The 22,079-nt window shown below is 57.4% G+C and carries 28 protein-coding genes and 1 tRNA gene; 11 read left to right on the top strand and 18 right to left on the bottom strand.

Annotated elements, in window-relative coordinates; all coding sequences use genetic code 11:
* Positions 1 to 29: 29 nt before the first annotated feature.
* Positions 30 to 1,127, top strand: a complete 1,098-nt coding sequence (gene hemF / locus SynA15127_RS02220) for an oxygen-dependent coproporphyrinogen oxidase (protein ID WP_186484834.1) — start codon at positions 30 to 32, stop codon at positions 1,125 to 1,127.
* Positions 1,128 to 1,130: 3 nt separating this feature from the next.
* On the opposite strand, the gene SynA15127_RS02225 is transcribed toward hemF, so the two are convergent.
* From SynA15127_RS02225 to SynA15127_RS02235, 3 genes are read right to left on the bottom strand one after another with little or no spacing between them, the layout of a single operon-like run.
* Positions 1,131 to 2,015, bottom strand: coding sequence for an N-acetylmuramoyl-L-alanine amidase (locus SynA15127_RS02225; RefSeq protein ID WP_186484835.1), 885 nt, complete (start codon positions 2,013 to 2,015; stop codon positions 1,131 to 1,133).
* A 10-nt stretch (positions 2,016 to 2,025) separates the two neighbouring features.
* Positions 2,026 to 2,580, bottom strand: a complete 555-nt coding sequence (locus tag SynA15127_RS02230; protein ID WP_186484836.1) for a cofactor assembly of complex C subunit B — start codon at positions 2,578 to 2,580, stop codon at positions 2,026 to 2,028.
* A 52-nt stretch (positions 2,581 to 2,632) separates the two neighbouring features.
* Positions 2,633 to 3,016 carry a helix-turn-helix transcriptional regulator gene (locus SynA15127_RS02235; RefSeq protein ID WP_186484837.1) on the bottom strand — a complete coding sequence of 128 codons (384 nt, stop codon included), beginning with the start codon at positions 3,014 to 3,016 and terminating at the stop codon, positions 2,633 to 2,635.
* A gap of 115 nt (positions 3,017 to 3,131) precedes the next feature.
* Here SynA15127_RS02235 and SynA15127_RS02240 point away from each other — a divergent pair, with 115 nt between their 5' ends.
* A complete protein-coding gene (locus tag SynA15127_RS02240; RefSeq protein WP_186484838.1) occupies positions 3,132 to 3,776 on the top strand; it encodes a ribonuclease D in 645 nt (214 codons plus the stop codon).
* 14 nt (positions 3,777 to 3,790) lie between these two features.
* Here SynA15127_RS02240 and SynA15127_RS02245 read toward each other — a convergent pair whose 3' ends face one another.
* The gene (locus SynA15127_RS02245; protein WP_186484839.1) at positions 3,791 to 4,039 is read right to left on the bottom strand and encodes a hypothetical protein; all 249 of its coding nucleotides are present in this window, start codon (positions 4,037 to 4,039) and stop codon (positions 3,791 to 3,793) included.
* 19 nt (positions 4,040 to 4,058) lie between these two features.
* On the bottom strand, positions 4,059 to 5,246 hold the full coding sequence (locus SynA15127_RS02250) for a lipid-A-disaccharide synthase-related protein (protein WP_255475627.1): 1,188 nt from the start codon (positions 5,244 to 5,246) through the stop codon (positions 4,059 to 4,061).
* Between the two features lie 87 nt (positions 5,247 to 5,333).
* Between SynA15127_RS02250 and SynA15127_RS02255 the strand changes: the two genes are divergently transcribed.
* A tRNA-Cys gene (locus SynA15127_RS02255) sits at positions 5,334 to 5,404 on the top strand.
* An 83-nt stretch (positions 5,405 to 5,487) separates the two neighbouring features.
* Here the strand turns inward: SynA15127_RS02255 and SynA15127_RS02260 are convergent.
* Entirely contained in the window at positions 5,488 to 5,655 is a 168-nt protein-coding gene (locus tag SynA15127_RS02260) for a hypothetical protein (protein WP_186484840.1), read from the bottom strand.
* A gap of 25 nt (positions 5,656 to 5,680) precedes the next feature.
* Between SynA15127_RS02260 and SynA15127_RS02265 the strand changes: the two genes are divergently transcribed.
* Positions 5,681 to 6,664 carry an aldo/keto reductase gene (locus tag SynA15127_RS02265; RefSeq protein WP_186484841.1) on the top strand — a complete coding sequence of 328 codons (984 nt, stop codon included), beginning with the start codon at positions 5,681 to 5,683 and terminating at the stop codon, positions 6,662 to 6,664.
* Positions 6,665 to 6,673: 9 nt separating this feature from the next.
* Here the strand turns inward: SynA15127_RS02265 and SynA15127_RS02270 are convergent, their stop codons facing one another.
* Positions 6,674 to 7,306, bottom strand: coding sequence for a histidine phosphotransferase (locus SynA15127_RS02270; RefSeq protein WP_186484842.1), 633 nt, complete (start codon positions 7,304 to 7,306; stop codon positions 6,674 to 6,676).
* A 121-nt stretch (positions 7,307 to 7,427) separates the two neighbouring features.
* The gene (gene purM, locus SynA15127_RS02275) at positions 7,428 to 8,465 is read right to left on the bottom strand and encodes a phosphoribosylformylglycinamidine cyclo-ligase (protein ID WP_186484843.1); all 1,038 of its coding nucleotides are present in this window, start codon (positions 8,463 to 8,465) and stop codon (positions 7,428 to 7,430) included.
* A 309-nt stretch (positions 8,466 to 8,774) separates the two neighbouring features.
* Here purM and SynA15127_RS02280 point away from each other — a divergent pair, with 309 nt between their 5' ends.
* Positions 8,775 to 9,302 (top strand): septal ring lytic transglycosylase RlpA family protein, encoded by a 528-nt coding sequence (locus SynA15127_RS02280; protein ID WP_186484844.1) that lies wholly within the window; start codon positions 8,775 to 8,777, stop codon positions 9,300 to 9,302.
* An 11-nt stretch (positions 9,303 to 9,313) separates the two neighbouring features.
* Positions 9,314 to 10,819 (top strand): bifunctional pantoate--beta-alanine ligase/(d)CMP kinase, encoded by a 1,506-nt coding sequence (locus SynA15127_RS02285; RefSeq protein ID WP_255475628.1) that lies wholly within the window; start codon positions 9,314 to 9,316, stop codon positions 10,817 to 10,819.
* On the opposite strand, the gene SynA15127_RS02290 is transcribed toward SynA15127_RS02285, so the two are convergent.
* The 9 genes from SynA15127_RS02290 to SynA15127_RS02330 all read right to left on the bottom strand — a co-directional run bounded on the left by SynA15127_RS02290 (position 10,803) and on the right by SynA15127_RS02330 (position 17,082).
* A complete protein-coding gene (locus SynA15127_RS02290) occupies positions 10,803 to 11,276 on the bottom strand; it encodes a low molecular weight protein-tyrosine-phosphatase (protein WP_186484845.1) in 474 nt (157 codons plus the stop codon). The two genes, SynA15127_RS02285 and SynA15127_RS02290, sit on opposite strands and share 17 nt — an antisense overlap.
* Positions 11,273 to 12,694: a HEAT repeat domain-containing protein gene (locus SynA15127_RS02295; RefSeq protein ID WP_186484846.1), complete on the bottom strand. Its 1,422-nt coding sequence runs from the start codon at positions 12,692 to 12,694 to the stop codon at positions 11,273 to 11,275. The genes SynA15127_RS02290 and SynA15127_RS02295 overlap by 4 nt, the downstream gene beginning before the upstream one ends.
* 116 nt (positions 12,695 to 12,810) lie before the next feature.
* Positions 12,811 to 13,389: a chromophore lyase CpcT/CpeT gene (locus SynA15127_RS02300; protein WP_186484847.1), complete on the bottom strand. Its 579-nt coding sequence runs from the start codon at positions 13,387 to 13,389 to the stop codon at positions 12,811 to 12,813.
* A 71-nt stretch (positions 13,390 to 13,460) separates the two neighbouring features.
* The gene (cpcA, locus tag SynA15127_RS02305) at positions 13,461 to 13,949 is read right to left on the bottom strand and encodes a phycocyanin subunit alpha (RefSeq protein WP_186484848.1); all 489 of its coding nucleotides are present in this window, start codon (positions 13,947 to 13,949) and stop codon (positions 13,461 to 13,463) included.
* Between the two features lie 44 nt (positions 13,950 to 13,993).
* On the bottom strand, positions 13,994 to 14,512 hold the full coding sequence (locus SynA15127_RS02310; protein WP_186484849.1) for a phycocyanin subunit beta: 519 nt from the start codon (positions 14,510 to 14,512) through the stop codon (positions 13,994 to 13,996).
* 182 nt (positions 14,513 to 14,694) lie between these two features.
* The gene (locus SynA15127_RS02315; protein WP_186484850.1) at positions 14,695 to 15,468 is read right to left on the bottom strand and encodes a phycoerythrobilin:ferredoxin oxidoreductase; all 774 of its coding nucleotides are present in this window, start codon (positions 15,466 to 15,468) and stop codon (positions 14,695 to 14,697) included.
* Positions 15,468 to 16,172 carry a 15,16-dihydrobiliverdin:ferredoxin oxidoreductase gene (locus SynA15127_RS02320; protein WP_186484851.1) on the bottom strand — a complete coding sequence of 235 codons (705 nt, stop codon included), beginning with the start codon at positions 16,170 to 16,172 and terminating at the stop codon, positions 15,468 to 15,470. The genes SynA15127_RS02315 and SynA15127_RS02320 overlap by 1 nt, the downstream gene beginning before the upstream one ends.
* 5 nt (positions 16,173 to 16,177) lie before the next feature.
* Positions 16,178 to 16,789, bottom strand: a complete 612-nt coding sequence (locus SynA15127_RS02325) for a phycobiliprotein lyase (protein WP_186484852.1) — start codon at positions 16,787 to 16,789, stop codon at positions 16,178 to 16,180.
* A gap of 59 nt (positions 16,790 to 16,848) precedes the next feature.
* Positions 16,849 to 17,082 (bottom strand): hypothetical protein, encoded by a 234-nt coding sequence (locus SynA15127_RS02330; RefSeq protein WP_186485532.1) that lies wholly within the window; start codon positions 17,080 to 17,082, stop codon positions 16,849 to 16,851.
* A 314-nt stretch (positions 17,083 to 17,396) separates the two neighbouring features.
* Here SynA15127_RS02330 and cpeB point away from each other — a divergent pair, with 314 nt between their 5' ends.
* The 5 genes from cpeB to SynA15127_RS02355 all read left to right on the top strand — a co-directional run bounded on the left by cpeB (position 17,397) and on the right by SynA15127_RS02355 (position 21,597).
* Complete coding sequence (cpeB, locus tag SynA15127_RS02335; RefSeq protein WP_186484853.1) at positions 17,397 to 17,951, top strand: class 1 C-phycoerythrin subunit beta; 555 nt, start codon at positions 17,397 to 17,399, stop codon at positions 17,949 to 17,951.
* 58 nt (positions 17,952 to 18,009) lie between these two features.
* Entirely contained in the window at positions 18,010 to 18,504 is a 495-nt protein-coding gene (cpeA, locus tag SynA15127_RS02340; RefSeq protein ID WP_186484854.1) for a class 1 C-phycoerythrin subunit alpha, read from the top strand.
* A 124-nt stretch (positions 18,505 to 18,628) separates the two neighbouring features.
* Positions 18,629 to 19,060, top strand: coding sequence for a DUF2656 family protein (locus SynA15127_RS02345; RefSeq protein WP_186484855.1), 432 nt, complete (start codon positions 18,629 to 18,631; stop codon positions 19,058 to 19,060).
* Positions 19,061 to 19,553: 493 nt separating this feature from the next.
* A complete protein-coding gene (locus tag SynA15127_RS02350) occupies positions 19,554 to 20,888 on the top strand; it encodes a HEAT repeat domain-containing protein (RefSeq protein WP_186484856.1) in 1,335 nt (444 codons plus the stop codon).
* Between the two features lie 70 nt (positions 20,889 to 20,958).
* Entirely contained in the window at positions 20,959 to 21,597 is a 639-nt protein-coding gene (locus SynA15127_RS02355) for a HEAT repeat domain-containing protein (RefSeq protein WP_186484857.1), read from the top strand.
* An 11-nt stretch (positions 21,598 to 21,608) separates the two neighbouring features.
* Here the strand turns inward: SynA15127_RS02355 and SynA15127_RS02360 are convergent, their stop codons facing one another.
* Positions 21,609 to 22,064 carry a Nif11-like leader peptide family natural product precursor gene (locus SynA15127_RS02360; protein WP_255475544.1) on the bottom strand — a complete coding sequence of 152 codons (456 nt, stop codon included), beginning with the start codon at positions 22,062 to 22,064 and terminating at the stop codon, positions 21,609 to 21,611.
* Positions 22,065 to 22,079: the final 15 nt, after the last annotated feature.

The raw sequence follows: 22,079 nt of genomic DNA on the forward strand, positions 1-22,079 counted from the left end.
AGGTTCACAGATCAGAACCCGTCACTTCCATGGTCCGCAGCCTGCTTCAACGCGTTCTCGGTCGTTCCGGGAGTCCGGCGTCTGGAGCCCCGCAGGCTGCGCTGGAGCGTCCGCCTGCCGATTCCCGCGACCGGGCCAGATCCATGGTGATCGGCCTCCAGGACGAGATCTGCGCCGGCCTGGAGGCCCTCGATGGAGAGGGGCGTTTCGTCGAGGAGTCGTGGGTGCGTCCTGAGGGCGGAGGGGGCCGGTCCCGGGTGATGCGTGAGGGACGCGTGTTCGAGCAGGGTGGCGTGAACTTCTCCGAGGTGCAGGGAGACCAGCTTCCTCCCTCGATCCTCAAGCAGAGGCCCGAAGCCGAAGGGCATCCCTGGTTCGCCACCGGAACCTCCATGGTTCTGCATCCCCGGAATCCCTACATCCCAACGGTTCACCTCAACTACCGCTACTTCGAGGCCGGCCCGGTGTGGTGGTTCGGTGGCGGTGCTGATCTGACGCCCTATTACCCGTTCCTCGACGACGCCCGTCATTTCCATCGCACCCACCAGGCGGCCTGTGATTCGGTGCATCCGGATCTGCACAAGGTGTTCAAGCCCTGGTGCGATGAGTACTTCTTCCTGAAGCATCGCGATGAGACCCGGGGGGTCGGCGGGATTTTCTACGACTATCAGGACTCCAACGGACTGCTCTACAAGGGCCAGGACAAGGCCGGTCCGGCCGCGGCTATCTCCTCGCAGCTGGGATCCTGTCCGCTGGGCTGGGAGCAGCTGTTCTCCCTCGGGCAAGCCTGTGGACGAGCTTTTCTTCCCTCCTATTCCCCGATTGTCGAAAAACGTCAGCCGTTGACCTACGGCGATCGGGAACGCGACTTCCAGCTCTACCGCCGGGGTCGCTACGTGGAATTCAATCTGGTCTGGGACCGCGGCACGATCTTCGGTCTGCAGACCAATGGCCGTACGGAATCCATCCTCATGTCACTGCCGCCCCTGGTGCGCTGGGAGTACGGCTTCAAGGCCGAGGCAGGGTCCAGAGAGGCTCTGCTCACTGAGGTGTTCACCAAGCCTCAGGACTGGCTGGGTGATGCCTCACTCGAGGATCGTTGCCGTCCCCATCAGGCGGTGTCCTGACGCTCAGCCGCGTCCGACTCCCCGTACCAGGGCATCGACGACGCGCAGAGCGAGGCATTCCACGGTCTGTTCGCGCCGTGCGGGGTCCCTGAGGCCCTGCTCGAGAGCGCCCTGAAGCATGCCGATCTCAAGGATGCCGATCCCGCGGCGCGGTCCTCCGAGCCCACCCCGGAACAGGCGTGGGAAGCGGCCGAACGCTTCCGCCAGGCTTTCATCCACAGTGTTGAGCCGGCGGTTGACAGCCGGGATCAGGCCGGAACCGAAGCCATAGGGGCTGTAGGCGTCGAAGTGGATCTCCAGGACGTACTCCCCGCGGGCTGAGCGTCGTTTCGCCTGGGACCAGTTGGTGGCAGGGTTCGCGTGGTTGCGGATGGTCAGAGACGGTGGGGTGTAACCGCTGATGTTCAGCCCACGTGCCTGACCGAGACGCACGACAGCGTCCTGCACCTTGAAATTCCAGAACAGTTCGTCCCGCATGCGGGCGTCCATGGGCGATTGCTTGAGAACATCCACCGCGTATCCCGGAGTTCCTGCTCCGTCCATGGCCTGGGAGTCGGCATGGCCGGCCATCACAACGATCGGCAGATCCTTGCTCACCGGATCGAGGCCCCGCCAGCTCCCCGGCATCCGGGTTCGGGCTCCAAGCAAGGGATCCGGATCCGACGGCCTGGGGCAGTTTCCGTTGACTGCAGCAGGGGGGGGCGTCTCTGCCGCAGGCGGATCCGGTAACCAGTTGCGACCGGCAACCGTCAGGTCCTGCTGCCCTGAATCCTTCGGCTGCAGGGGGCGTTCCCCGGCGTTGGCCAGAACAAGTGCGACCAGGGACAGCGTCGTGACGGCAAAGCTGACGGACGTGCGGCGACGGCACATCCAGCCCGGGAGAGGCATCGGTTTGAAGTCAGATCGGAGAGGACAGCAGGGATCCATCACTGGCCAGTTCAAGCGGGCCTGCCAGCTCCTGCTCGATGGCGATCAGCTCGTCGCGGTGGGCGCGCAGGCGCAGGGCACTGCCCCCTTGAGATGTTTCCTCCAGCAGCCGCAGTTCAAGCTGTTCGGTGCGGGCCGCCCGTCGGATGTAGATCACACCGGCCAGAGGGCCGAGGGCGATCAGAAGCAGAGGCCAGGCATAAAGCCCGGGCGCCAGCTGACGGAGGACGAGAGCGAAGCTGCCGGCTCCTGTGGCCGCCAGGAGCGAGAGGAGCACGGCTAATGGGCGGCTCGCGGAGACCTCGCCGCTGAAGCGCAGCAGCTGGCGTTCGGCGTCTCCGCCATCCCGGTTCCATCCACGGGCTTCCAACCAGTGACTGAGCCCTTCAAGCACTTCCAGCGGTGGCCTGGGGGACTGGATGTCCACCACCGTGGTTCGATCCTTGCTGGCCGCCCGGAGAAAGAACACCAGGCCGATGGCCAGGAGCACCGTGAGCAGAAGTGTTGATTGGAAGCCCGGCGGCATGGTGGGCCTGAATTCGCAGAAACCCTACTCAGGTGCTCCGCGCTTTCTGGGATCAGGAGAGCACCAGGCTGTGGGAATCAAGCCAGCTGTGCCAGGGCTCCATCAGCCGTTCGGCTTCACGCCTGGCGTCGGCCTGCAGATGCAGCATCCGCCGTGGACGTCCCCGGCTCGGGCAGCGTTGGGTGTAGGTGCTGATCGAACCCTGCTGCTCGAGAAAATCGAGGGCCTGTTGCAGCACGGTTTCGGAGAGCCGCAGCTGGGGTTTGTCCCTGTTCAGCTGCTGCAGCAGTCCGGAGGGATAGTTGTCGTCTTTGAGCAGGCATTCCAGAACCCAGCAGACGGCCAGTTCCAGGTCGAGGAACTGCGGCGGCGGCTGGCGGAAATACTGTTCGATATCTGCAAGGCAGGTGCGTGAAGGCTTGCGGCGGGAGAACACAGCGGCTGAGTCGCTGACTCCATGAAAGGCGATCTCATTTTGAGATTCAAGGGGGAGTTTGTGATTCGGTTGGCCGCGGGCCCGCCAGACTCGAGCAGATGCCGGGAGCTCACCCGTGGCTGATTCGCCGACTAGTCCTGCTGAATTCGCTGTCTTTGACAGGGACCTTGATAAAGCCTGGACCGACCGCTACCTGCAGACGGATGCCCTGGCAGTCGACACCGAAGCGATGGGACTGGTGCATGGTCGCGATCGCCTCTGTCTGGTGCAGATCGCTGATCAGGACGATCGCGTCGCCTGCGTGCGCATTGCCCTCGGTCAGAGCGAGGCTCCCCAGCTGCGCAGGTTGATGGAGGCTGAGACGGTGGAGAAGGTGTTTCATTTCGCCCGATTCGATGTGGCGGCTCTGGCCAGCGGGCTGGGGATCGCCGTCCACCCCTTGTTCTGCACCAAGGTCGGCAGTCGGTTGGGCCGCACCTACACCCCTCGCCATGGACTCAAGGATCTGGTGCAGGAACTCGTGGGTGTGGAGCTGGACAAGGGGGCCCAGAGCAGTGATTGGGGTCGCGTCGACGAACTCACCGATGCGCAGCTGGCCTATGCCGCCAACGATGTGCGCTATCTGTTGCCGGCACGCCGGAAACTGGAGACGATGCTGCGCCGTGAGGGGCGCTGGGAGCTGGCCCAGCGCTGTTTTGGCTGCATCCCTGTCGTGGCTGAGCTGGATCGTCTGCGCTTCAACCAGACCTTCGAGCACTGACGGGGGCGGACAGCTCAGTCCTCGAGCATGAAGTCGGCATGCCCTTCGCTGGACTGCAGCAGGGCTCCGAGTTCCTGGCTCCGGGATGTGTCCAGCTCATCCAGCATCTCCTGAGCCACCCGACGGCGGTCTTCCACAGCCCTGCTACCAGCACGGGCTGATGCCATGTCCACCTGGCGTCGGGCACTGGCAAGGCTGATGCCGAGCCCGCTGGCGAGCCTGGCGCACAACTTCACGTATTCGGGATCTTGAAGGGCGGCCATCTCTGCTTACCGGTTGCCTTCAGTATCCGTGCAACCGGTCCAGGACCAGCCGTGCCAGGCGTGCACTGCCTCCGGGAGGTCCCATCCGGTGCCGTCCGATGCCACCAAGCTTCGTCCGCAGTGCTGCATCATCCAGCAGTTGAGCGAGTCGTTCGGCCAGCTCGGATGGAGTGCGACAGGGCCGCACGGCACCTCCCAGCAGCCGGCTTTGACGGACTGCAAATCCCCACTGGAACTGGGGTCCCGGTCCCGGTAGAGAGACGGCCGGAATGCCCAGGCCCACCAGCTGTTCCGTGGCGGTGCCCGCGGTGGCCAGTCCGGCTTCCGCCCAGGTGGCCCATCGCGCGAAGCACCCGGGGCCGATGAGGATCATGCGTCGTCCGCTCACCCAGCAGGCCGCCGCCTCGAGTGACTCCGACGGGGGCAGGCTGCGGCGATAGCCCTGATCCAGCAGCACCCGCTCGAGCGCTGACAGGGGCGGCTGCGATCCCACCGCCACCAGCACCGCCAGAGGGACCGGGGTGTGCATCGAGGACAGGGACCCCAGCAAGCGCCGGAAATTCTCCATGGCCTCCGGCATGCGGCTGCCACAGAGCAGCAGCACGCGACGGCAACGGCAGAGCGCTGTCGGGACCGCGACTCTTTTAAGACCATCCATCATCGGATTGCCGGGAGCGAGCGCGTCAATCCCGTGTTGACGCAAACCCCGGGCTGTAAGTCGGTCGCGCACCGCCACGAGACGGCAGCGGTCACAACGCATCAGAGCCCACTCCCAGGGATCCCATTCGCTGCCTTTGACGCGGTGGTAGCGGTCGCTGATGGAACGCCCCGGACCGCTTCGCCAGGTGTAGTCGCTCTTCGGTGTACCGATGAATCCGTAGGGAGCACCGCTGCTGAACGCCAGGGCCAGCGGCAGCAGATCGCCAACAGCCAGCATCCGCCGCCCCTGTCTGGCCAGGCGTTTCACCAGGCGCCACTGATTCCAGCTCAGCAGCGGCAGACCGGCGGCAAGATCCTCCAGCAGCCCGCGGAGACTCTGATTGCTGAAGCCCCCGCTGGGGAGGCTGGCGTTAGGGCCGACCCTCTGCAGCCATCCAGCCTGGATGGCGTTGCTGAACACACTGCCACCGCCCACGAGAGACAGCACCTCAAGGGGCAGCCCCGGACGGAACCGGTGGATCTCCTCCAGGACCCGCAGGGCGATCAGATCCTCGCCGTGGCCATTGCTGAGAACGAGAAGAGCAGCTTCTTCGTGGCTGATACGATCCCCTGATGGGAATGGCGATTCCCGATCGGCGGCATGGCCAAGTGGTAAGGCAGAGGATTGCAAATCCTTTATCCCCAGTTCGAATCTGGGTGCCGCCTTCGAATGCTCACCAACGTCTGACATCCCCGTTCGGATGCCCCCGACTCTCGCAGCCGGTGGTCACCACGTCGATCCCTGGAACTCAGTAGTCGTTATCGGCGACGCACATCCCGAGGCAGCGGATGCCATTGCTAGCTGTGCGGCGACAGTGGTTGCAGAGGACCGGCTCCTGGTCCTCGCTCTTCTGGCCGGTTCCGGCGGATTGATCCGCAGCCTCGCTAGTGCCGGAGGAAGATGGGGCGGAGACCATGAATGGTGCGGATGATGGGGCGATCATGGCGCGCAGGGACGCGGGGCGGTTGAACGGGATCGGCTTCGGCACCTGGGCCTGGGGCAATCAGCTGGTCTGGGGGTACCAGCCCGAACGGGATGACCCTGTGCTGGAGGAGACGTTCTTGGAGGCGGTCAGGTCAGGCCTGCGTCTGGTGGATACCGCGGATTCCTACGGCACCGGGCGGTTGAACGGGCGCAGCGAAGCTCTTCTCGGTCGTTTCGTTCAGGCCTTGCCGGCCACCCTGCAAGGCGAGCTTCTGGTCGCCACGAAACTGGCGCCGTTCCCCTGGAGGATCGGCCGACGCGGACTGGATCGAGCCTTCGCTGCCAGCCGTGACCGCCTCCAGGGGCATCTTGAGAGAGTCCAGCTGCACTGGTCGACGGCTCGGTATGCCCCCTGGCAGGAGGTGTCGCTTCTGGATGGACTGGCTGATCTCGTGCTGAACGGTGCCGTGCGCGAGCTGGGCGTCTCCAACATGGGGCCCAGGCGTCTCGAATGGATGCAGGACCGACTGGAGCAGCGTGGCGTGCGTCTGAGCAGTGTTCAGGTGCAGTTCTCCCTGATGGCTCCCGGGGATCACCGACTGCAGGACCTGCTGGCGATCTGCCGGAAGCGGAGCATCGAGGTGCTCGCCTACAGCCCTCTGGCCTTCGGAGTGCTCGGCCAGCCTCCCGATGCGCAGCCTCGTCCTGGAACGCTTTTGCGTCGCAGGCTGTTCAACCGTTTGCTGCCGGCCAGCCTCCCGTTGCGGCAGGAACTGAAGGGGGTGGCAGATCGTCGCGGTGTCTCGATGGTTCAGGTGGCTCTGAACTGGTGCCGAGCCCATGGAGCAACACCGATCCCCGGGTTGCGCAGTCCTGCCCAGGCTCGGGAGGCGGCCGCTGCCCTGAGCTGGGAGCTCACCCCAGAGGAACAGGATCGGCTGGACACGCTCCGCAGCAGGTGTCCGGTGAGAATGCCTGCCAATCCCTTCGAGAGTGCTTGAGCGAGGCGATCAGGCCTCGGCGATGTGATCCTCCGGATCAGGGCTCACCACCACCGGCAGGCTGTTGGCGGCCTCGCTGCGCAGTGGTACAACCTTGTCTTGGTCAGGCTTCGGAGCGGCTTTGGCGGCTTCCAGTTGCCGCTCGCATGCGCTCAGAGCCTCCTGCAGCAGGGAGTCGAAGGTGGCACCGGGCAAACGGTGCCGGGCCACCTCCAGAAAGGTGCGTGGCAGGGACTCTCCAGCAGCGTTGCGAAGAGCCGGATTGCTGCGTCGTTGCTCCTGCTCCTCCTCGATGGCCCGGATGAACCGATGGGTCACATCCCGTTTGGTGGTGGCCTTGATCAGGGTGTCGCGATCCTGAGGTGCCTGCCCGAGCTCCTGCTCCAGGTCATTGATCCGGCGTTCAAGGCTGTCAAGGACCTCGGCGACTTCCTTGCTGATGTGCGCCAGTTGTCCGTCAGAAAGGTGCGGGAGATCAGCCACGAACACTTTGCCGTGATCGCGCAGGGTCAGAAAGGTCGGCCTCGGTCCTTGTCGGTGTCCGTTGGGTCGTTCGTGGGAGGTGGAGATGGGGCGTCTAGGAGGCGTGGGTCCCGCAGAGGACCGACGCCGCGTTGTGCGCTGGGATCTATCAAGAGGCATCAGTTTTGTCCGGATGTATCGACGCTGCTATCGGAAAAGAATCCGATGTGCTGGGGGTGACTTTAATCGATTGAAATTGAAAACGCCCTTCGGCCTGCTCTGATGTTGGAAAGCGAAGCAATTACTGAGGAATTCCGCTGATCTCAGCTGGATCACCCGCTGCTCGGGAGAGGACTTCCCCGATGCTCCAGGCCTGTTGCTGCTGCTCACGGCAAAGGTCAAGCACGGCGTTCTCCTGATCGGAGGGAACCACCAGGCAGTAACCGATGCCGAGGTTGAAGGTGTGCCACATGTCCCGTTCTGGGATGTCTCCTGCCTGCTGAAGCCATGCGAACAGATCCGGTCGCGGCCAGCTTCCTGGGTCAATGGCGATGCGTGTCGCTTCGGGCAGGCAGCGAGGGAGGTTCTCCGGCAAGCCACCTCCGGTCACATGGGCCATGCCGTTGACAGTCAGTCCGTTCTTCAGAAGGCTCTGCACCACGCCTGGATACAGCTGCGTCGGCGTGAGCAGGTCCTGGATCAGCGGCCGCTGTTGTGAGCCGTAGACGGTGGAAGCGTCGGCCTCCATCTGCTCCAGCACCCTGCGGACGAGGCTGTAGCCATTGCTGTGGACACCACTGCTGGCCAATCCGATGACGCGGTCGCCGGGGTGGATGCTGCTTCCATCGATCAGTTCGTCAGCCTCGACGACGGCGACACAGAAGCCTGCAAGGTCATAGCGGCCATCTGGATAAAACCCAGGCATCTCAGCGGTTTCCCCCCCCAGCAGGGCACAGCCGCTGAGTCGGCAGCCCGCGGCGATGCCTTCCACCACCGTGGCCATGGCGTCAGGGGACAGGGCGCCCGTCGCCATGTAATCGAGGAAGAACAGGGGGGATGCGCCGGAGGTGATCACGTCGTTCACGCACATCGCCACCAAATCGATGCCGACACCGTGATGCCCGTGGTGCTGCTGGGCCAGTTCGAGCTTCGTGCCGACTCCATCCGTCCCTGCCACCAGCAGGGGCTGGCGCAGCCCCTCTGGAAGCCGCATCATTCCTCCAAAGCCGCCGAGGCCTCCCATCACCTCGGGTCGGTGGGTTGCCTCCACAGAGGTTCTGATCCGTTCCACGAAGGCGCGACCCGCTTCAACGTCGACGCCGGCGCTCTTGTAGTCCATGGGTCTGAGCCGATGTTCTGATCCTGCCCCGGCGCCGTTGTCGTGACGGTGCAGACAGCGTCAGCCTGCCTGATCAGGCAGGCTGATCGCTGTGAGAAGTGCAGCTGATCAGAAAGACTTCGGATCCTGCGGAGCAACCTCAGTGTTCATGCCGGACCTCGTCATGGCAGCAGCCTGTCTTTCGGCGCCAAGACCGCGATGGAGGCGGGGCGTGATCGCAAGAGATGCTCCCTAGGTTCCTTGTGTCGAACTTCTAAGCAGGCCTGTTCTGGCGATCAGCCGTGGGGCAGATCGCGATGGCCATTCAGGATGCGAACCTTTCTGACTCTTTTCAGCCTGACCGGAGCGATCTCGGCAAGTGCTGCCGTCATCCCGGTCGTGGCGAGCGATCTTTCCTCATTGGACGGAGGCGAGCCGTTGGAGGTTTCTTCCGAAATGTCGTCCGAACAGGGCCCGATGCTCCTCCCGGACGATGTGGTGGAGACTCCGGAACCACCTGTTGCGGTCTTGCCGAAGCCCAAGGTCAAGGTTGTTCCTGATGTTGCGAAGGTGATCACAGGGGAAGCCAGTTGGTACGGCCCGGGCTTCTACGGCAATCGCACGGCCAACGGTGAGATCTACCGCCAGGGAACGATGACGGCGGCCCACCGCACACTTCCCTTTGGAACCAAGGTGCGAGTGACCAATCTCTGGAACGGTCGGTCCGCCGTGATCCGGATCAACGACCGCGGTCCCTTCGTGGCTCATCGGGTCATCGACCTGGGGCATGGAGCCGCAAGCACTCTCGGACTGACTGGCTCCGGCATCGCTGAAGTCCGCCTCGAGGTGCTGCGCTGAAGCCACACCTGCTGCAATCAGCTGCGGAACTCAGCGTCTGGCGTCGAGGCCTGGACCGTCCCCTTTCTTTTGTCCCGACGATGGGAGGACTCCATGGGGGACATGGCCAGCTGATGCGATCTGCCCGTTCCTGGGATCAGGGCCCGGTGCTGGTGAGCATCTTTGTGAATCCGCTGCAGTTCGCTCCCAACGAGGATTTCGCGCGTTATCCCCGCACTCTGGATGCTGACGTTGCTGTGGCCGAATCCTGCGGGGCCGATGCGATCTGGGTTCCGTCCGTTGCAACGGTTTATCCGGATGGGCCTGAGGATGTGATGCGCATTCAGGTGCCGGATTCTCTCCAGCGGTCACTCTGTGGTGGCGGTCGCCCTGGCCACTTTGATGGAGTCGCCACCGTCGTGGCCCGCCTTCTGGCCATGGTGCGTCCGGATCGTCTTGTGCTGGGAGAGAAGGACTGGCAGCAGCTGGTCATCCTCCGCAGGCTTGTGGCTGACCTGGGTCTTCCGTTGTCGGTGCTGAGTGTTCCGACCGTGCGGGAGTCGGACGGTCTGGCGCTCAGCTCTCGCAATCGTTATCTCTCCGGGGAACAACGCGAACGGGCGGCTGCTCTGCCACGGCTGCTGCAGGCGACTGACGATGGCGCCATCGATCGACTTCCCAACGCACTCAGGGATGCCGGCCTGGAGGTGGAGTATGTAGAGAGAGTGGATCCCGTCACTCTGCAGCCCTGCGGTGAGGAGAAGACGATCTCTCTGTTGGCCGCGGCGGTTCGTTGCGGCGGTACCCGTCTGATTGATCACGTATTTCTGATGAGTCGAGCTCCTCTAGTCGCCATCGATGGACCGGCCGGGGCCGGTAAGAGCACGGTGACCAGAGCCTTTGCTGAGCGTCTGGGTTTGACCTATCTCGACACCGGGGCGATGTATCGCTCCGTGACCTGGCTTGTGAAGAGCCATGGGGTGGACCCTGCCGATGGGGCGGCGATCGAGCCGCTGCTGGATGGTCTTGATCTTCAGCTCAAGTCGCTTCCTGCGGGTGGTCAGCAGGTCCTGGTGAATGGAGAGGATGTGAGCACCGTGATCCGCTCGCCGGAGGTCACGGCGTCCGTGTCCGCGGTGGCGGCCCATCGGTGTGTGCGTCAGGCGCTCACCAACCAGCAGCAGGCGATGGGGGCGAAGGGAGGTCTGGTGGCGGAGGGACGTGACATCGGCACTGCCGTGTTTCCCGACGCTGAGCTGAAGGTGTTTCTCACCGCCACGGTCGCGGAGCGGGCCCGCCGTCGGGCCCTGGATCTAGAGCAGCGCGGCTTCCCCGTTCCAGAGCGCTCCGAGCTGGAGGCGCAGATCGCCGAGCGGGACCGGCTGGACAGCACCCGGGAGGAGGCCCCGTTGGTGAAGGCTGCCGATGCGGTGGAGCTGATCACCGATGGCATGAGCATCAATGCCGTGATTGATGAGCTGGTGGGGCAGTTCCGCTCGCGGGTGGGTGAAGAGGTCTGGCCTACGCCTGGGAACTGAGCTCGTCCAGGAGGTTGCCGCAGGCGTCCTCCAGCAGATCAAGCACATGCTCGAAACCGGCTTCTCCTCCGTAGTAGGGATCCGGAACTTCGGTTTCAGTGAAGCGCTGGGCGTAACTCAGCATCGGCCGCACGGTCGCTGTGGCGCGGCGTCCGGCTTCATGGGCCAGGCCCTGAACGGCCGTCAGGTTGGCGTCATCCATGGTGAGGACCAGATCGAAATCACTGAGGTCGTCGAGGCTGATTTGACGAGCACGGCTCGGTAACGGGATCCCGCGCCGGTCAGCGGCCGCCTGCATGCGCCGGTCAGCGGGGTTGCCTGTGTGCCAGCCACCGGTGCCGGCGGAATCCACCACGAACCGGTCGCTGAGTCCCCGCTGATTCAGCAGGTGCAGGAACACGCCTTCGGCGGCTGGGGAGCGGCATATGTTGCCAAGGCAGACGAACAGCAACTTCATGGCTGATCTCGCCCCATTTTGTCATCTTTGATCGACATTGAAGCTGGAAGGTGCTCGCCTGTGTTTGATAAGGCCAAGGCAATGCGCGCTGAGACCACGATGTCTGACTCGTCTTCCCTGGCCTGGCGCAAAAGCTCCATGGCTCTGGTTGAACTGATGGCTTCCAAGGCCAAGCAAGCGCTGTAGCGCAGACCCCAATCATCAGGTCGTTGTAAGGTCCATCGCAATTTTTCCATTGTTTGGTTCATTAATTGCGGATCCGACTGCTCTTGCCAATCAATATCCCCAAGAGCACATGTTGCTACACGTCGTATATTTCCTTGGCAGTGATTACCAACTTCAACACCAACTGCATCGAACAGGGCTGGTAGATAGGCTGTCTTCTTTAGTTCCGCCATGGCCTTGATCAGCCCCATCTTGATGTCTTGATCCGATTCGGTAAAGTATAGATCAAGCAGTTTTGACTCGTCCATCGTCGAATCGTAGGCCAGTTGCTTGACTCCATCTTTGCGATCGGCCAGGGATGGTGACCTAAGTTTTGAATAAACATCTGAAAGTTTGCCAGCCTCCGTCACGTCAAGGCGCGTCGGCGGAAGGTTATTGTTAGCCGCTTCTTTGTCAATTAAAAGATTGCCCGAGAAATTCTCTCTCGTGAGGTTGTCCAGTTCCTGGAATAGGTTTTTTCGGCGTTCTATCTGTTCGGCATGAGTCATCGACTCAGGGTTTGTCTGCTGGCTGATCGATCCATTGAGTATCGATTTGATAGCAAACATCTTGATGTTATTGGGAATTTTTGCATCAATGATGGGCCTGGAAGTTGTTATATTGGCAATATGGGCAAGGTCGAAGGCTGCTGATTGCCTGATGAACCGATTGTCGTGATCGAGGAGCGAAATGATTGTATTGAGATAAATTGATTCACCTGTGTAGCAGAAAAAAAATGATGCCGCTGAGCTGACGATTCGCTCGGAATCGGAATCTAGATATGGTCTGATTTGTTCGTGAGTTGTCCATGCCTTGTAAGCTGTAAGAGCTTCGATGAGCGCCTCTACCGGCTTTGCTTCGATATTTTTGTCCAGATATGTTACAAGCGAATCAAGGCATCGATGGTCCTCGATCTCAATCAGTGCTCTGAGAGTCGCCTCGTGCAGTTGAACATCCTCTGTCTCCAGTGTTTTGATGAGTTCTGGCGTGCAGATGGAGTCCTTGATCATTCCAAGCGATCGTGCCGCCTGGCGTCTCAATGGGTAGCCCCCTGCAGCTGTTCTATCTCGTTCGTCGTTCAGGCATTCCATCAATTTCGGTACGGCTTCCACCGATCTGTGCTTTCCCAGCCACCAAGCGGCCTGGTAGCGCACGCTCGCGTCTTCATGGTCGAGAGCATTGAGAGCAGATTTTGGAGAATTGATCGGAATCAAGGGTTGGGATCGCTTCAGAACCTGACTTGTATTGGAGTCTAAAAGTGTGCTCGCAGCAGTGCAGGGCTTTATTTCATGACTCAATGATGACTAATATGCAGTCCAAGAGGAATGGCTTAATCCCAATCTGCGCTCCAGGATGCTGATTTTTTAAATTGATATTCCCCTGCAATGGATCCCCAGCACCGCTCATTCGTCTTAGGATCATAGCCGCGATCTAATGTTGATAATGCGTCACCCTGCAGATGGAAGGAACTGACTAATATTGTATCCCTGCCGTCTCTGTGAACAATGCAGCGGCAGCCTTCTTCTAGTTCTCCGTGGTATCCATCGTCCCTTTCTGTTACCTGGTAGTGGCATTGCTCAAGGCAGATTAAGTCACTTTCGTTAATCTCTTGCCTCCGGGTGCGGTTAAATGTAGCCGCTGCAAAGCGGTGTGGGTCTCGAAATGTATGATTCCAAAGTTTGATAATTCCTGATTCGAGCTTTTCTGCCTTGATGACCCTGAGTCGGTAGGGATTTTTTGGGTCAATTGCATAGCTTTGATCTATCAATATTGAGCCAGGTTGAAGATGTTCGATTGGGCGATAGCGAATGAAGATATGGGCAAAAAATGGTGGATTATCGAGTGCTTGCTGCTGATTGCTGAACTCGCCGCAGAGCTGATCGAGAAAATGTTTAAGAGAAGGTTGCATGACATTCATTTGACTGACATAAAAAAAGTCCCCTCAAGGGGGACTTGATTGGTTGCGTCAAGCTTGATTGATCAAGTCAGAGCATTGATTGCATAATCGATATAGCTGTTGGCCTCAGTGGCTGCGTCGCCGGACAGGCCGTGGTTCGCTTTGATGTGCTTCAGAGCTTCAACATACCAGGATGGGGAGAGCTCGAAGGTGCGATTGATTTCGGCAAGGCCGGCAATCAGGTAGTCGTCCATGGGGCCGGTACCGCCTGCGACGAGGCAGTAGGTGACCATGCGCAGATAGTACCCGACGTCGCGGGAGCACTTGGCTTTGCCTTCGGATGTGGAGGCGTAGTTCGACCCATCCATCTGGGTGGTGAAGGGGAACTTGGTGTAGACGGCCTGAGCAGCGCCGTTCACCAGAGAATCAGCTTTCGACGTCAGTGCCTTGGCAGCTTCGAGGCTGGCCTTGGCGCGGGTGAAGCGACCGGAAGCGGCCTGAACTTCGGTGTTGCTCAGGAAGCGTCCCTGGGAATCGGCAGCTGCGACAGCTTCGGTGAGGGGGGTTTTCATGATGAAAAGAAGAAGCGGTTAGACGAAAAGGGCTGATGCCTGGATCAGGCCACAGATGCGGCTGCGCGGTCGAAGTAGGTGCCGATCTCGCTGCTCAGAGAGGCGCAGTCACCGGAGGTGATGCCGTTACTGTCGTTGACGATGGACAGAGCGGAGTCCTTCATCAGGTTCACGCCGGCTGCGACGGAAGCACCGGGAGTGCCGAGGGCGAGGTAGGTCTCACGCAGACCGTTCAGGCAGCGGTCTTCCATCACGGAAGCGTCACCGGTGAAGACGGAATAGGTGACATAGCGAAGGATGATCTCCATGTCGCGCAGGCAGGCAGCCATGCGACGGGAGGTATAAGCGTTGCCGCCTGGTGCGATCAGTGCAGGCTGCTGAGCGAACAGCTGGCGGGCTGCATCGGCAACGATTGTGGAGGCGTTGCTGGAGATGCGGTTGACGGCATCCAGACGCTTGTTGCTGTCAGAGACGACGGCGGCGAGAGCGTCAATCTCGCTGGTACTGATGAACTGTCCCCGGGCGTCGGCCTGGGCGACAACCTTGGTGAAGGCGTCGAACATTTGGAACTCCTCTTGGCAGCGTCTAAATGGGTGTCACAGACACCGGAGGGACATCGTAAGGAAAGTCCCGTCGGGGTCGGTGCGATTCTCGCCAAGTGCTCGGAGAGCTTACGAAGCCTGTTCATAATGCTTAACCCCTGTCGCCGGAAGGGATGTCTGATGGGTGTCCTTCGGCGATTCCTTCAGAGATCGAACAGAACTGTATGGATGTAGTTCTCAGTCCAGTCACTGCCGTGAAAGCGAGTCAGCATGCCGCGTGCGGGATCCTTTTCGGCGCGGTAATCCGTGTAACGGCGTTGTCCGGCGAGCAGATCATCCCGTCGTGCATCGGAAACAGGTTCGGCTTCAGCTGCAAGTTCGAGATACAACCTCAGATAGTCGTTGAAGGCAGGACGAACCACGGTCTCGATCAAATGTTCTCCCTCTTCTCCGAGAGGCAGCCGGGTCCAGAGAAAGCCTGGTGAGAAAAAAGGCTGCGCCTCCTCCGGGATCGGTCCCCCATCCGGGAGCTTCTCCCGCCAACGCTCGAAAATCGGCAACAGCCGATTCCAGACCGGACGGGTGTGCTGTTCATCTGATTTGTCTGCCGGCTGCAGGTCAAGTGCGAGCAAATGACCGGAAGGCAGGGTCACCAGATCACCTCCGAAAAACGGCAGGTCGAAGCGGGAGAGGGGATTGATTACGAAGTTGAGCACTGATGCTGCCGCCCCGGCATTCACACAAGCGGCTCGCACCTGCCGGAACTTCTCGGTTCGGCAAGCCCATGTGGCCGTGGTGACGGTCACCGGCTTGGATCGTGACCCGGTGATGTCCTGTTTCTGAAGAAATTCCTCGGCGATCGGATAGGGCTGGATGTTCAGTGGATGAAGGGCATTCACTGCATCATCGAGAAAGGGCTGCCAGGTCCAGCCAGGCAGGACGACTGGATCGGTGCTCGATGGGCGTTCGGGTGTCATCAGCGAGCGGAGGCGGGGAAGAGAAACTCGTGCAGGAAGCGATCCGACCAGTCCTTGCCGAAGTGACTGGTGAACAGTCCATGGGCTGGATCCCGGTCGGCGCTGTAGACGTCGTAATTCTCCTGAAGTTTCTGCACGTCTTCCGGTGATATTGAGGACGAGGCTGTGGAGGCTTCATCGTGCAGGTCCCAGTAGGCCTTCAGAAAGGAGCTGAAGGCGGGAGGCAAGGATGTTTCAGCCTGTTCGGAACCACCACGGCAGAACAGCAGCCAGGACGAAAAATATTGATTCGGATCAAAGGATCGCATCGTCTCTTCACTATTTAGATCAGGGAAGCGGGCACTCAGATCCTTCAGGCCATCAAAGTGACGGTCAAGGTAATCTTTGTCTTGGACCAGTGGCTGGAAGTCAAGAACTGCCACAAGCTTCTGACGAGCACCAAACCAGAGCAAATCAATTCCCATCAGGGGATGATCTAAGCTGTAATCGGGGTAGGCAACAGAGTTGAGAACTTGGAGACTTTCACCGGCGTCAAGTCGAGTGACGCGCCAGCGGCGAAAACCTGGAACCTTCCAGAGCCAACTTTGAATGGTACTGGTGCGCTTTTGAGATTGATTGCGTTCCAGGCCTGCCGGTATTTCAACGGATATTCCGCCGCGGGCTTTGATCGCAGTTTGTAATTCTTCAAGAAACGGATCAAACATGACAGTCAGGCTCCGTGGGATGAAGTATTGCTGGCCATCTGCTTGGCATGCTCAGCGATAGCCGTGATGTCAGCGTCAGTGGGACAGCGGAATTCAGTGCAGTAGGTGGTCATTGCGACACCATCCAAGCACTGAACTGAGCTCACCCTCATGCGGATCTGATCAGTGACGAACCAGCATCGTTCGATACCGATATTGGTGTCATATCGCGTGGTGATCGTCAGTACACCATCCTCGGCGAAGCTGTAGGTGCTTAGAACGGCTTGCTTTTCCACGTATCCCACATCTCTGAGGAGGAATCCCTTGCGATCGTTCCCATTGTCGGGTATGTCGATGACCACGGCAGCGTAGTCATCGTTCCTGACCCCTTTTTTGATATTGCTTTCCCACCAAAAGCGTGCTCCCCCTGTGCTGTTTGTTGTATTGATATTGAGAGCTTCGCAGATTCTGCTGACAGCAGGGTCGTCTGCCTTGAAAGGTTCGATCACAAGATTTGAATCTGCTGCTTCGTCATCTTGGTGATCCAGATGATGCACAGCGCGTCGATTCAACCAGGTTCCACGGCTTGACTCGAAGAAGTCCACCATAGTCATTGGGGGAGAGGATATTGGCGACATCATGATTAACGTGTAGAACTAAATAGGTCAGACGAGGTGCAAGGTCTTGAGTCTGGGAGTCAGGCTTGTGCCTGCTGGGCATTTCTTTGCGCTACAAGCTGAGACATGACTTCGTCGAGTCGTTGTAGCTCTGGATGCTCAGCAATTGTTGCGTCGATTTTTTTCTGGGACAGTCGAAGTTTCTTCCCGAGCCCGACCACGTCTTGAAAAAGTCTCTCTCGGTAGGCAGACAGTTCATCAATAGACTCCTGTAATTCCTCAAGACTTGGCAGATCAGAAGCGGATTGGTCCATAAAGCACTGGTCGATCATTTTTGGATTTTAAGCCTTCTAACTCCCAGTCCTGGCCTTGGCTGAGTTCCTCGACGCTTCGGAGGGGACCTGTCCGTTCGTGGAGCTCTCAAAGCTGCCTGTCAGGAAGGGGGGAATCGCTGCTTTACGCCCCAAGGTGACAAACCCTTGCGTGATCGCGACGGTTTTGGAAGCTTGCCTGGGACTGGGGTTTAGCTTGGCGATGCGCTTCTCCCTCCTTTGGGCTCTCAGGTCCTCGTGACTTGTTCCCCAGGCGGTTTCCGAAGCACCGCATCTCCAAAACTGTCTGGCCCCCAATGCTCGACGCATTTTCCCGCACAGTCGTCAGCGCTGACGCTAAAACTGCACCCGTGGGTGGTAGCGAGCTCGCTAGCCTCCGCTCATACGTGCGTGACGGCAACAAGCGTCTGGACGCTGTCAACGCCATCACCTCCAATGCTTACTGCATCGTCTCTGATGCAGTCACCGGCATGATCTGCGAAAACACTGGCCTCATCCAGGCCGGTGGCAATTGCTATCCCACCCGTCGCATGGCTGCCTGCCTTCGTGACGGCGAGATCGTGCTTCGCTACATCAGCTACGCACTCTTGGCTGGCGACGCTTCCGTTTTGGATGACCGTTGCCTCAATGGTCTGAAAGAGACTTACATCGCCCTGGGTGTTCCCACTCAGTCTGCTGCTCGTGCTGTGGCGATCATGAAGTCTGCAGCTACGGCTCTGATCGGTCAGACCAACTCGCCTGCAAGCGGTGGCGCCAAGTACCGCAAGATGGAAACCACCCAGGGTGACTGCTCTGCACTGGTGTCTGAAGCTGGCTCTTACTTTGATCGCGTGATCGGCGCAATCAGCTGATCGGCGACTGACTACGTCTTCTTCTTTCCTCCTCAGCACCCTTACCTAAGGATCTCAAATGAAATCCGTCGTCACGACTGTAGTGACCGCAGCTGATGCAGCCGGTCGCTTCCCTTCTCAAAACGACCTCGAGGCTGTTCAGGGCAACATTCAGCGTGCAGCTGCACGTCTGGAGGCCGCTGAAAAGCTGGCCGCTGGCCTGGACAACGTCACCCGTGAAGCCGGCGATGCCTGCTTCAATAAGTACGCCTACCTCAAGCAGCCTGGCGAAGCTGGTGACACCCAAGTGAAGATCGACAAGTGCTACCGCGATCTCGGTCACTACCTCCGACTGATCAACTACTGCCTCATCGTTGGCGGCACCGGCCCCCTCGATGAGTGGGGTATCGCCGGAGCAAGAGAGGTTTATCGCACTCTTGGGCTTCCAACCAACGCGTACATCGAAGCTCTCACCTACACTCGCGATCGTGCCTGCGCACCTCGCGACATGAGCGCTCAGGCTCTGAATGAATTCAAGAGCTACCTTGATTACACCATCAACGCTCTGTCCTGACTCAGTACCGGACATGATCTATTGGGGGGCATCTGCCCCCCTTTTTTGATGACTGTAATGTGTTGAGGTTTTGATCACGCTCGAGCTATGGCTCCATTAAGGTTGATAAGAAGGAGTTCTTTTCATGACTACATTCATTCTCTCGCATAATTTGCAGGTTCATTCTCAGGAAGTGCCAGCTTTCCTGCTTGAAGAGTTGGCAGCGGGAATTCAATCCAACGCCGCAACAATTACCTCTGCAAATGTGATCGATCACCCTCATTGGATTTTGTCTTTGACATCAGATTCATCGCCCAGCGATATGGCGAAGGATTTGGTTGTTGCTTGGAAAAAACTGAGATCTCAGCTTGGGCACGACTCAAACCATACAGTGTTGGCACTTGGCGGGCGTAAAGACTCCGAGGCAACTCCAGGAGCTCCATTGCAACAAGGTTTCTGGGGTGTGGATGTGGTCGAGACGCAGGATGAAAAGACTTTTCTTCAAGCTATCAACTGGGATGTCTTGAAGGCCAGCCGCCCTGCCGATGGTGTCTTTGAGATTTCTTCAAACTCCTGATCAAAATGCATTACGCCAATTTCAGTGCTTGTTGCGCTCTCTCTCCAAAGATTCAATCAGAACAATCCAACCGGATCTGATGATTCAGCCCAGATTTGATCTGGGCTGTGACTCCTTAATCATGATCTGCAGAAACTTCAAATTTGAGTGGTTGAATTGATGTCCAACCGATTTGGTGATTTATCATGAGTACTTTGGCTTTCATTCTCTGCGAATTGCTTTAGACGCCTGAAGCATCAGATTGTTCCTGTATTAATATTTGCAAGGCATATATTCGCTTAGGTTAAATATGAAGACCTAGGTTCAATACTATGCTTCGATAGATGGGCCGAGTAAATGGCTGGAAAGTTTCTCAATCAGTTTATAGGTACTTGTGTGTATTGTATGTACTGGAGCTGAACTCAAGGTGCCAGTACTAGCTTTTCGGGCTTTGATCAACACAGCATTGGGCGTCGGTCGGCATGTAGGATCAATTTAAGATTCTTCTCCTAGGATGTCAGGTCTATTTGACAATATTCATCTTGGTCTGGGTCAAGATGACGCTATTGAGATTTTGGAAAAGGATGCTCAAGATCTTGATAGCGGTAGTGACTATTATATGGCTGTTTCCCACTTGATTAACTTCCCTAGCCCTGCAGCGAACGACGCTTTGCTGAGCTTTCTTTGCAAGACATCAACTGAATCGTCTGTTCGTTTGGCACAACGAAAGGCTGTCGAAGTTCTTGCAAGATTGGGAGTTGATTCAGCCCAGTCGAAGATTGCCAGTTTTCTTGATAGTTCTGATATCTATATGGTCGAAAATGCTGCTTGGGCCCTGGCACGGTTGAACTGTCAGGATCAGTCTGTGCATCAGCGCTTGATTCAGTTGTTGGATGATCCCAATCAAAATCAAAGAGTTATTATTCAGAGTCTGTCTCAGCTCAGTGTCATCACGGCACTATCGAGAATCGCTTCATTGAAGGATCATGAACGGTCTTCTGTAAGAGGTGCGGCAATTGCGGCCACGATTAACTTGTCAGGAGATCGAACACGTCTTGGTGAGCTAAGTGATCATCTGTTTGATTCTAATCAGATGGATCGTCAGTCGGCAGTCCAGGATGTCATCGATGCTGGTGGGATTGAACTCTTACCTTCGTTACTCAAGGCACCCGTTTCACCAGCATTTCGGCTTAGAGCTGTGCGTGCTCTTGTAGAAAACTCGTTGGCAAAACAGCCAAAAAGTGAGGCTCTGTCAGCTGTTGACCAGGTTCTTCGGGATGATCCTAGGTCGATCACGGTGCTCCATCACTATGGTGATCCCCTCCCAACGAAGCTTTTAGTTGAAGGTCTCTTTCATCCTGATTTCAGTCGCTGTTATTTGGCGATGCAAGCCTTATTGGATCGCGATTCAGAAGATGTTTGGCACCATGTGTTGGCAAACTGGCAGGAGAAAGCTCACAACGACTATGGTGCACACTATTTCATGATGCATCTATTTGGTTTGATTAGAGACTGGAATGCTGAGGCACTTGCGTCAATTCATGACATTTTATTTGATGCTTTTCGAGATAGGCGACCGCAATTCAAAAAGTCTCCATCAGCTGCATTATTATCTTATGCCCGCTTATATCCTCATCAATGTGAGCATATTCTGAAGTCTGCCTTGTCGCATAACGGACATCCATTTTGGGATGTCCGTTATGCCGCTTTAATTGTGATTAAATCAACCTTTTTTAATGAGTCTTTTTCTCGATATCTTGGCCAAGTGCAGGATCTTGCTCATTCAGACCCTGAGATGTTGGTTCGTTGGAAAGCGCAATCGCTGCTGGAGAATGCACCCATGAGCTGACGACAAATGCTGTGCCTCCTGTATGAGAACCGATGCTAAAATCTAATATAAAAATTGATCGAGAATCGCAGTGAGCGACAACCAGCCAGTGCCTGCCATCAATTCTTTGTTTGAGGATCTGATGCACCCCAATCCCAGAATTCAGGAAGAAGCCTGTTTAATTCTTGCTGAACATTATCACGAAGAAGCAATGCCGAAATTATTGGATTTATTCTCTCACCATGACCCGAAGGTGTATAGAGCCGCTGTTAAAGGCATTGGTTTTTTTGGGAGTTCTGCCTTCAATCCTTTGATTGAACTTTATGGAACAACTGAGAATCAAACTGCAAGGCGTTGTTGCCCGAAGGCATTCGTGCAATTATTCAAGAACTTTCCTGATCAGCCTTTTCCTGATTCAGTGATGGAGATGCTGGAACAAGGGATTGATGATACAGATATGGTGGTCGTACAAGGTGCTTTGATGTGTCTCGGTCAGATTGGTAAGCAAGAATTTAAGTCTGAAGAGGCAATCAGACTTCTGGCAAGGTCTCTCAGCAGTGAAAATGTGGCTTTGATCTTTAGTGCATCTCAGGCTCTTGCCGATATCCCGAATCCTATGGCTGAAGATGCTTTACAGACACTTCAAGAAAACAACGATGATCCATTGATTCAGGAAGCAGCTCAGTCCGCATTGGCACGTCTTCAGAACCTATTAAATTCTAGGAGTTAATATCTTTTGCTTTATCCAGTTACTGTTTTTACTCCCTTATAATAGCCTCCAGCACGAAAATCAAAACGTTCTACTTTGTCCTCTTTGGCACATGTTGTCTGTGAATAATGTAGGAGTGTGCTAAATCCTTCGGGTACCATTTTTGGGCATAGTCTTCCCACATCATTGGCAAATGGGCAGAAATATACACCTGCCCATCGATTCAGGAAGCGACCCTTTATTTCATCTGAAAAGATAAATCCATGTTGATCTGCGAGTTTGAGGATTTCCTCGGGCTCAGCTTCTTGGAAAAGAGCTCGAAATGGTAAATCTTCTTCTAGAACTTTAAGAAAGCGTATGAATTCAGCACGTGACATGGAAAACCATTGGAATATCTGCATTTTATCAGCATGCATCCGCTTCTTGCCAGAATTACTCAAAACGCTTCTGTTTATGTTACAAGAGAGAGATTGGGTCGTTTGGGGCATCTTTTGGAAGCTTCA

This window comes from Synechococcus sp. A15-127 (assembly GCF_014280215.1).
Classification (GTDB): Bacteria; Cyanobacteriota; Cyanobacteriia; order PCC-6307; family Cyanobiaceae; genus Parasynechococcus.

Coding starts and splice junctions, on each gene's coding strand:
- cpeA (WP_186484854.1), top strand. CDS start 18,010: ATGAAATCCGTCGTCACGACTGTAGTGACCGCAGCTGATGCAGCCGGT.
- SynA15127_RS02330 (WP_186485532.1), bottom strand. CDS start 17,082: ATGGACCAATCCGCTTCTGATCTGCCAAGTCTTGAGGAATTACAGGAG.
- SynA15127_RS02315 (WP_186484850.1), bottom strand. CDS start 15,468: ATGACACCCGAACGCCCATCGAGCACCGATCCAGTCGTCCTGCCTGGC.
- SynA15127_RS02325 (WP_186484852.1), bottom strand. CDS start 16,789: ATGTCGCCAATATCCTCTCCCCCAATGACTATGGTGGACTTCTTCGAG.
- SynA15127_RS02300 (WP_186484847.1), bottom strand. CDS start 13,389: ATGCAACCTTCTCTTAAACATTTTCTCGATCAGCTCTGCGGCGAGTTC.
- hemF (WP_186484834.1), top strand. CDS start 30: ATGGTCCGCAGCCTGCTTCAACGCGTTCTCGGTCGTTCCGGGAGTCCG.
- SynA15127_RS02360 (WP_255475544.1), bottom strand. CDS start 22,064: ATGCCCCAAACGACCCAATCTCTCTCTTGTAACATAAACAGAAGCGTT.
- SynA15127_RS02245 (WP_186484839.1), bottom strand. CDS start 4,039: ATGGCCGCCCTTCAAGATCCCGAATACGTGAAGTTGTGCGCCAGGCTC.
- SynA15127_RS02290 (WP_186484845.1), bottom strand. CDS start 11,276: ATGAAGTTGCTGTTCGTCTGCCTTGGCAACATATGCCGCTCCCCAGCC.
- SynA15127_RS02270 (WP_186484842.1), bottom strand. CDS start 7,306: ATGCCTCTTGATAGATCCCAGCGCACAACGCGGCGTCGGTCCTCTGCG.
- SynA15127_RS02265 (WP_186484841.1), top strand. CDS start 5,681: ATGGCGCGCAGGGACGCGGGGCGGTTGAACGGGATCGGCTTCGGCACC.
- SynA15127_RS02280 (WP_186484844.1), top strand. CDS start 8,775: ATGCGAACCTTTCTGACTCTTTTCAGCCTGACCGGAGCGATCTCGGCA.
- cpcA (WP_186484848.1), bottom strand. CDS start 13,949: ATGAAAACCCCCCTCACCGAAGCTGTCGCAGCTGCCGATTCCCAGGGA.
- SynA15127_RS02225 (WP_186484835.1), bottom strand. CDS start 2,015: ATGCCTCTCCCGGGCTGGATGTGCCGTCGCCGCACGTCCGTCAGCTTT.
- SynA15127_RS02345 (WP_186484855.1), top strand. CDS start 18,629: ATGACTACATTCATTCTCTCGCATAATTTGCAGGTTCATTCTCAGGAA.
- SynA15127_RS02350 (WP_186484856.1), top strand. CDS start 19,554: ATGTCAGGTCTATTTGACAATATTCATCTTGGTCTGGGTCAAGATGAC.
- cpeB (WP_186484853.1), top strand. CDS start 17,397: ATGCTCGACGCATTTTCCCGCACAGTCGTCAGCGCTGACGCTAAAACT.
- SynA15127_RS02260 (WP_186484840.1), bottom strand. CDS start 5,655: ATGGTCTCCGCCCCATCTTCCTCCGGCACTAGCGAGGCTGCGGATCAA.
- SynA15127_RS02320 (WP_186484851.1), bottom strand. CDS start 16,172: ATGTTTGATCCGTTTCTTGAAGAATTACAAACTGCGATCAAAGCCCGC.
- purM (WP_186484843.1), bottom strand. CDS start 8,465: ATGGACTACAAGAGCGCCGGCGTCGACGTTGAAGCGGGTCGCGCCTTC.
- SynA15127_RS02310 (WP_186484849.1), bottom strand. CDS start 14,512: ATGTTCGACGCCTTCACCAAGGTTGTCGCCCAGGCCGACGCCCGGGGA.
- SynA15127_RS02230 (WP_186484836.1), bottom strand. CDS start 2,580: ATGCCGCCGGGCTTCCAATCAACACTTCTGCTCACGGTGCTCCTGGCC.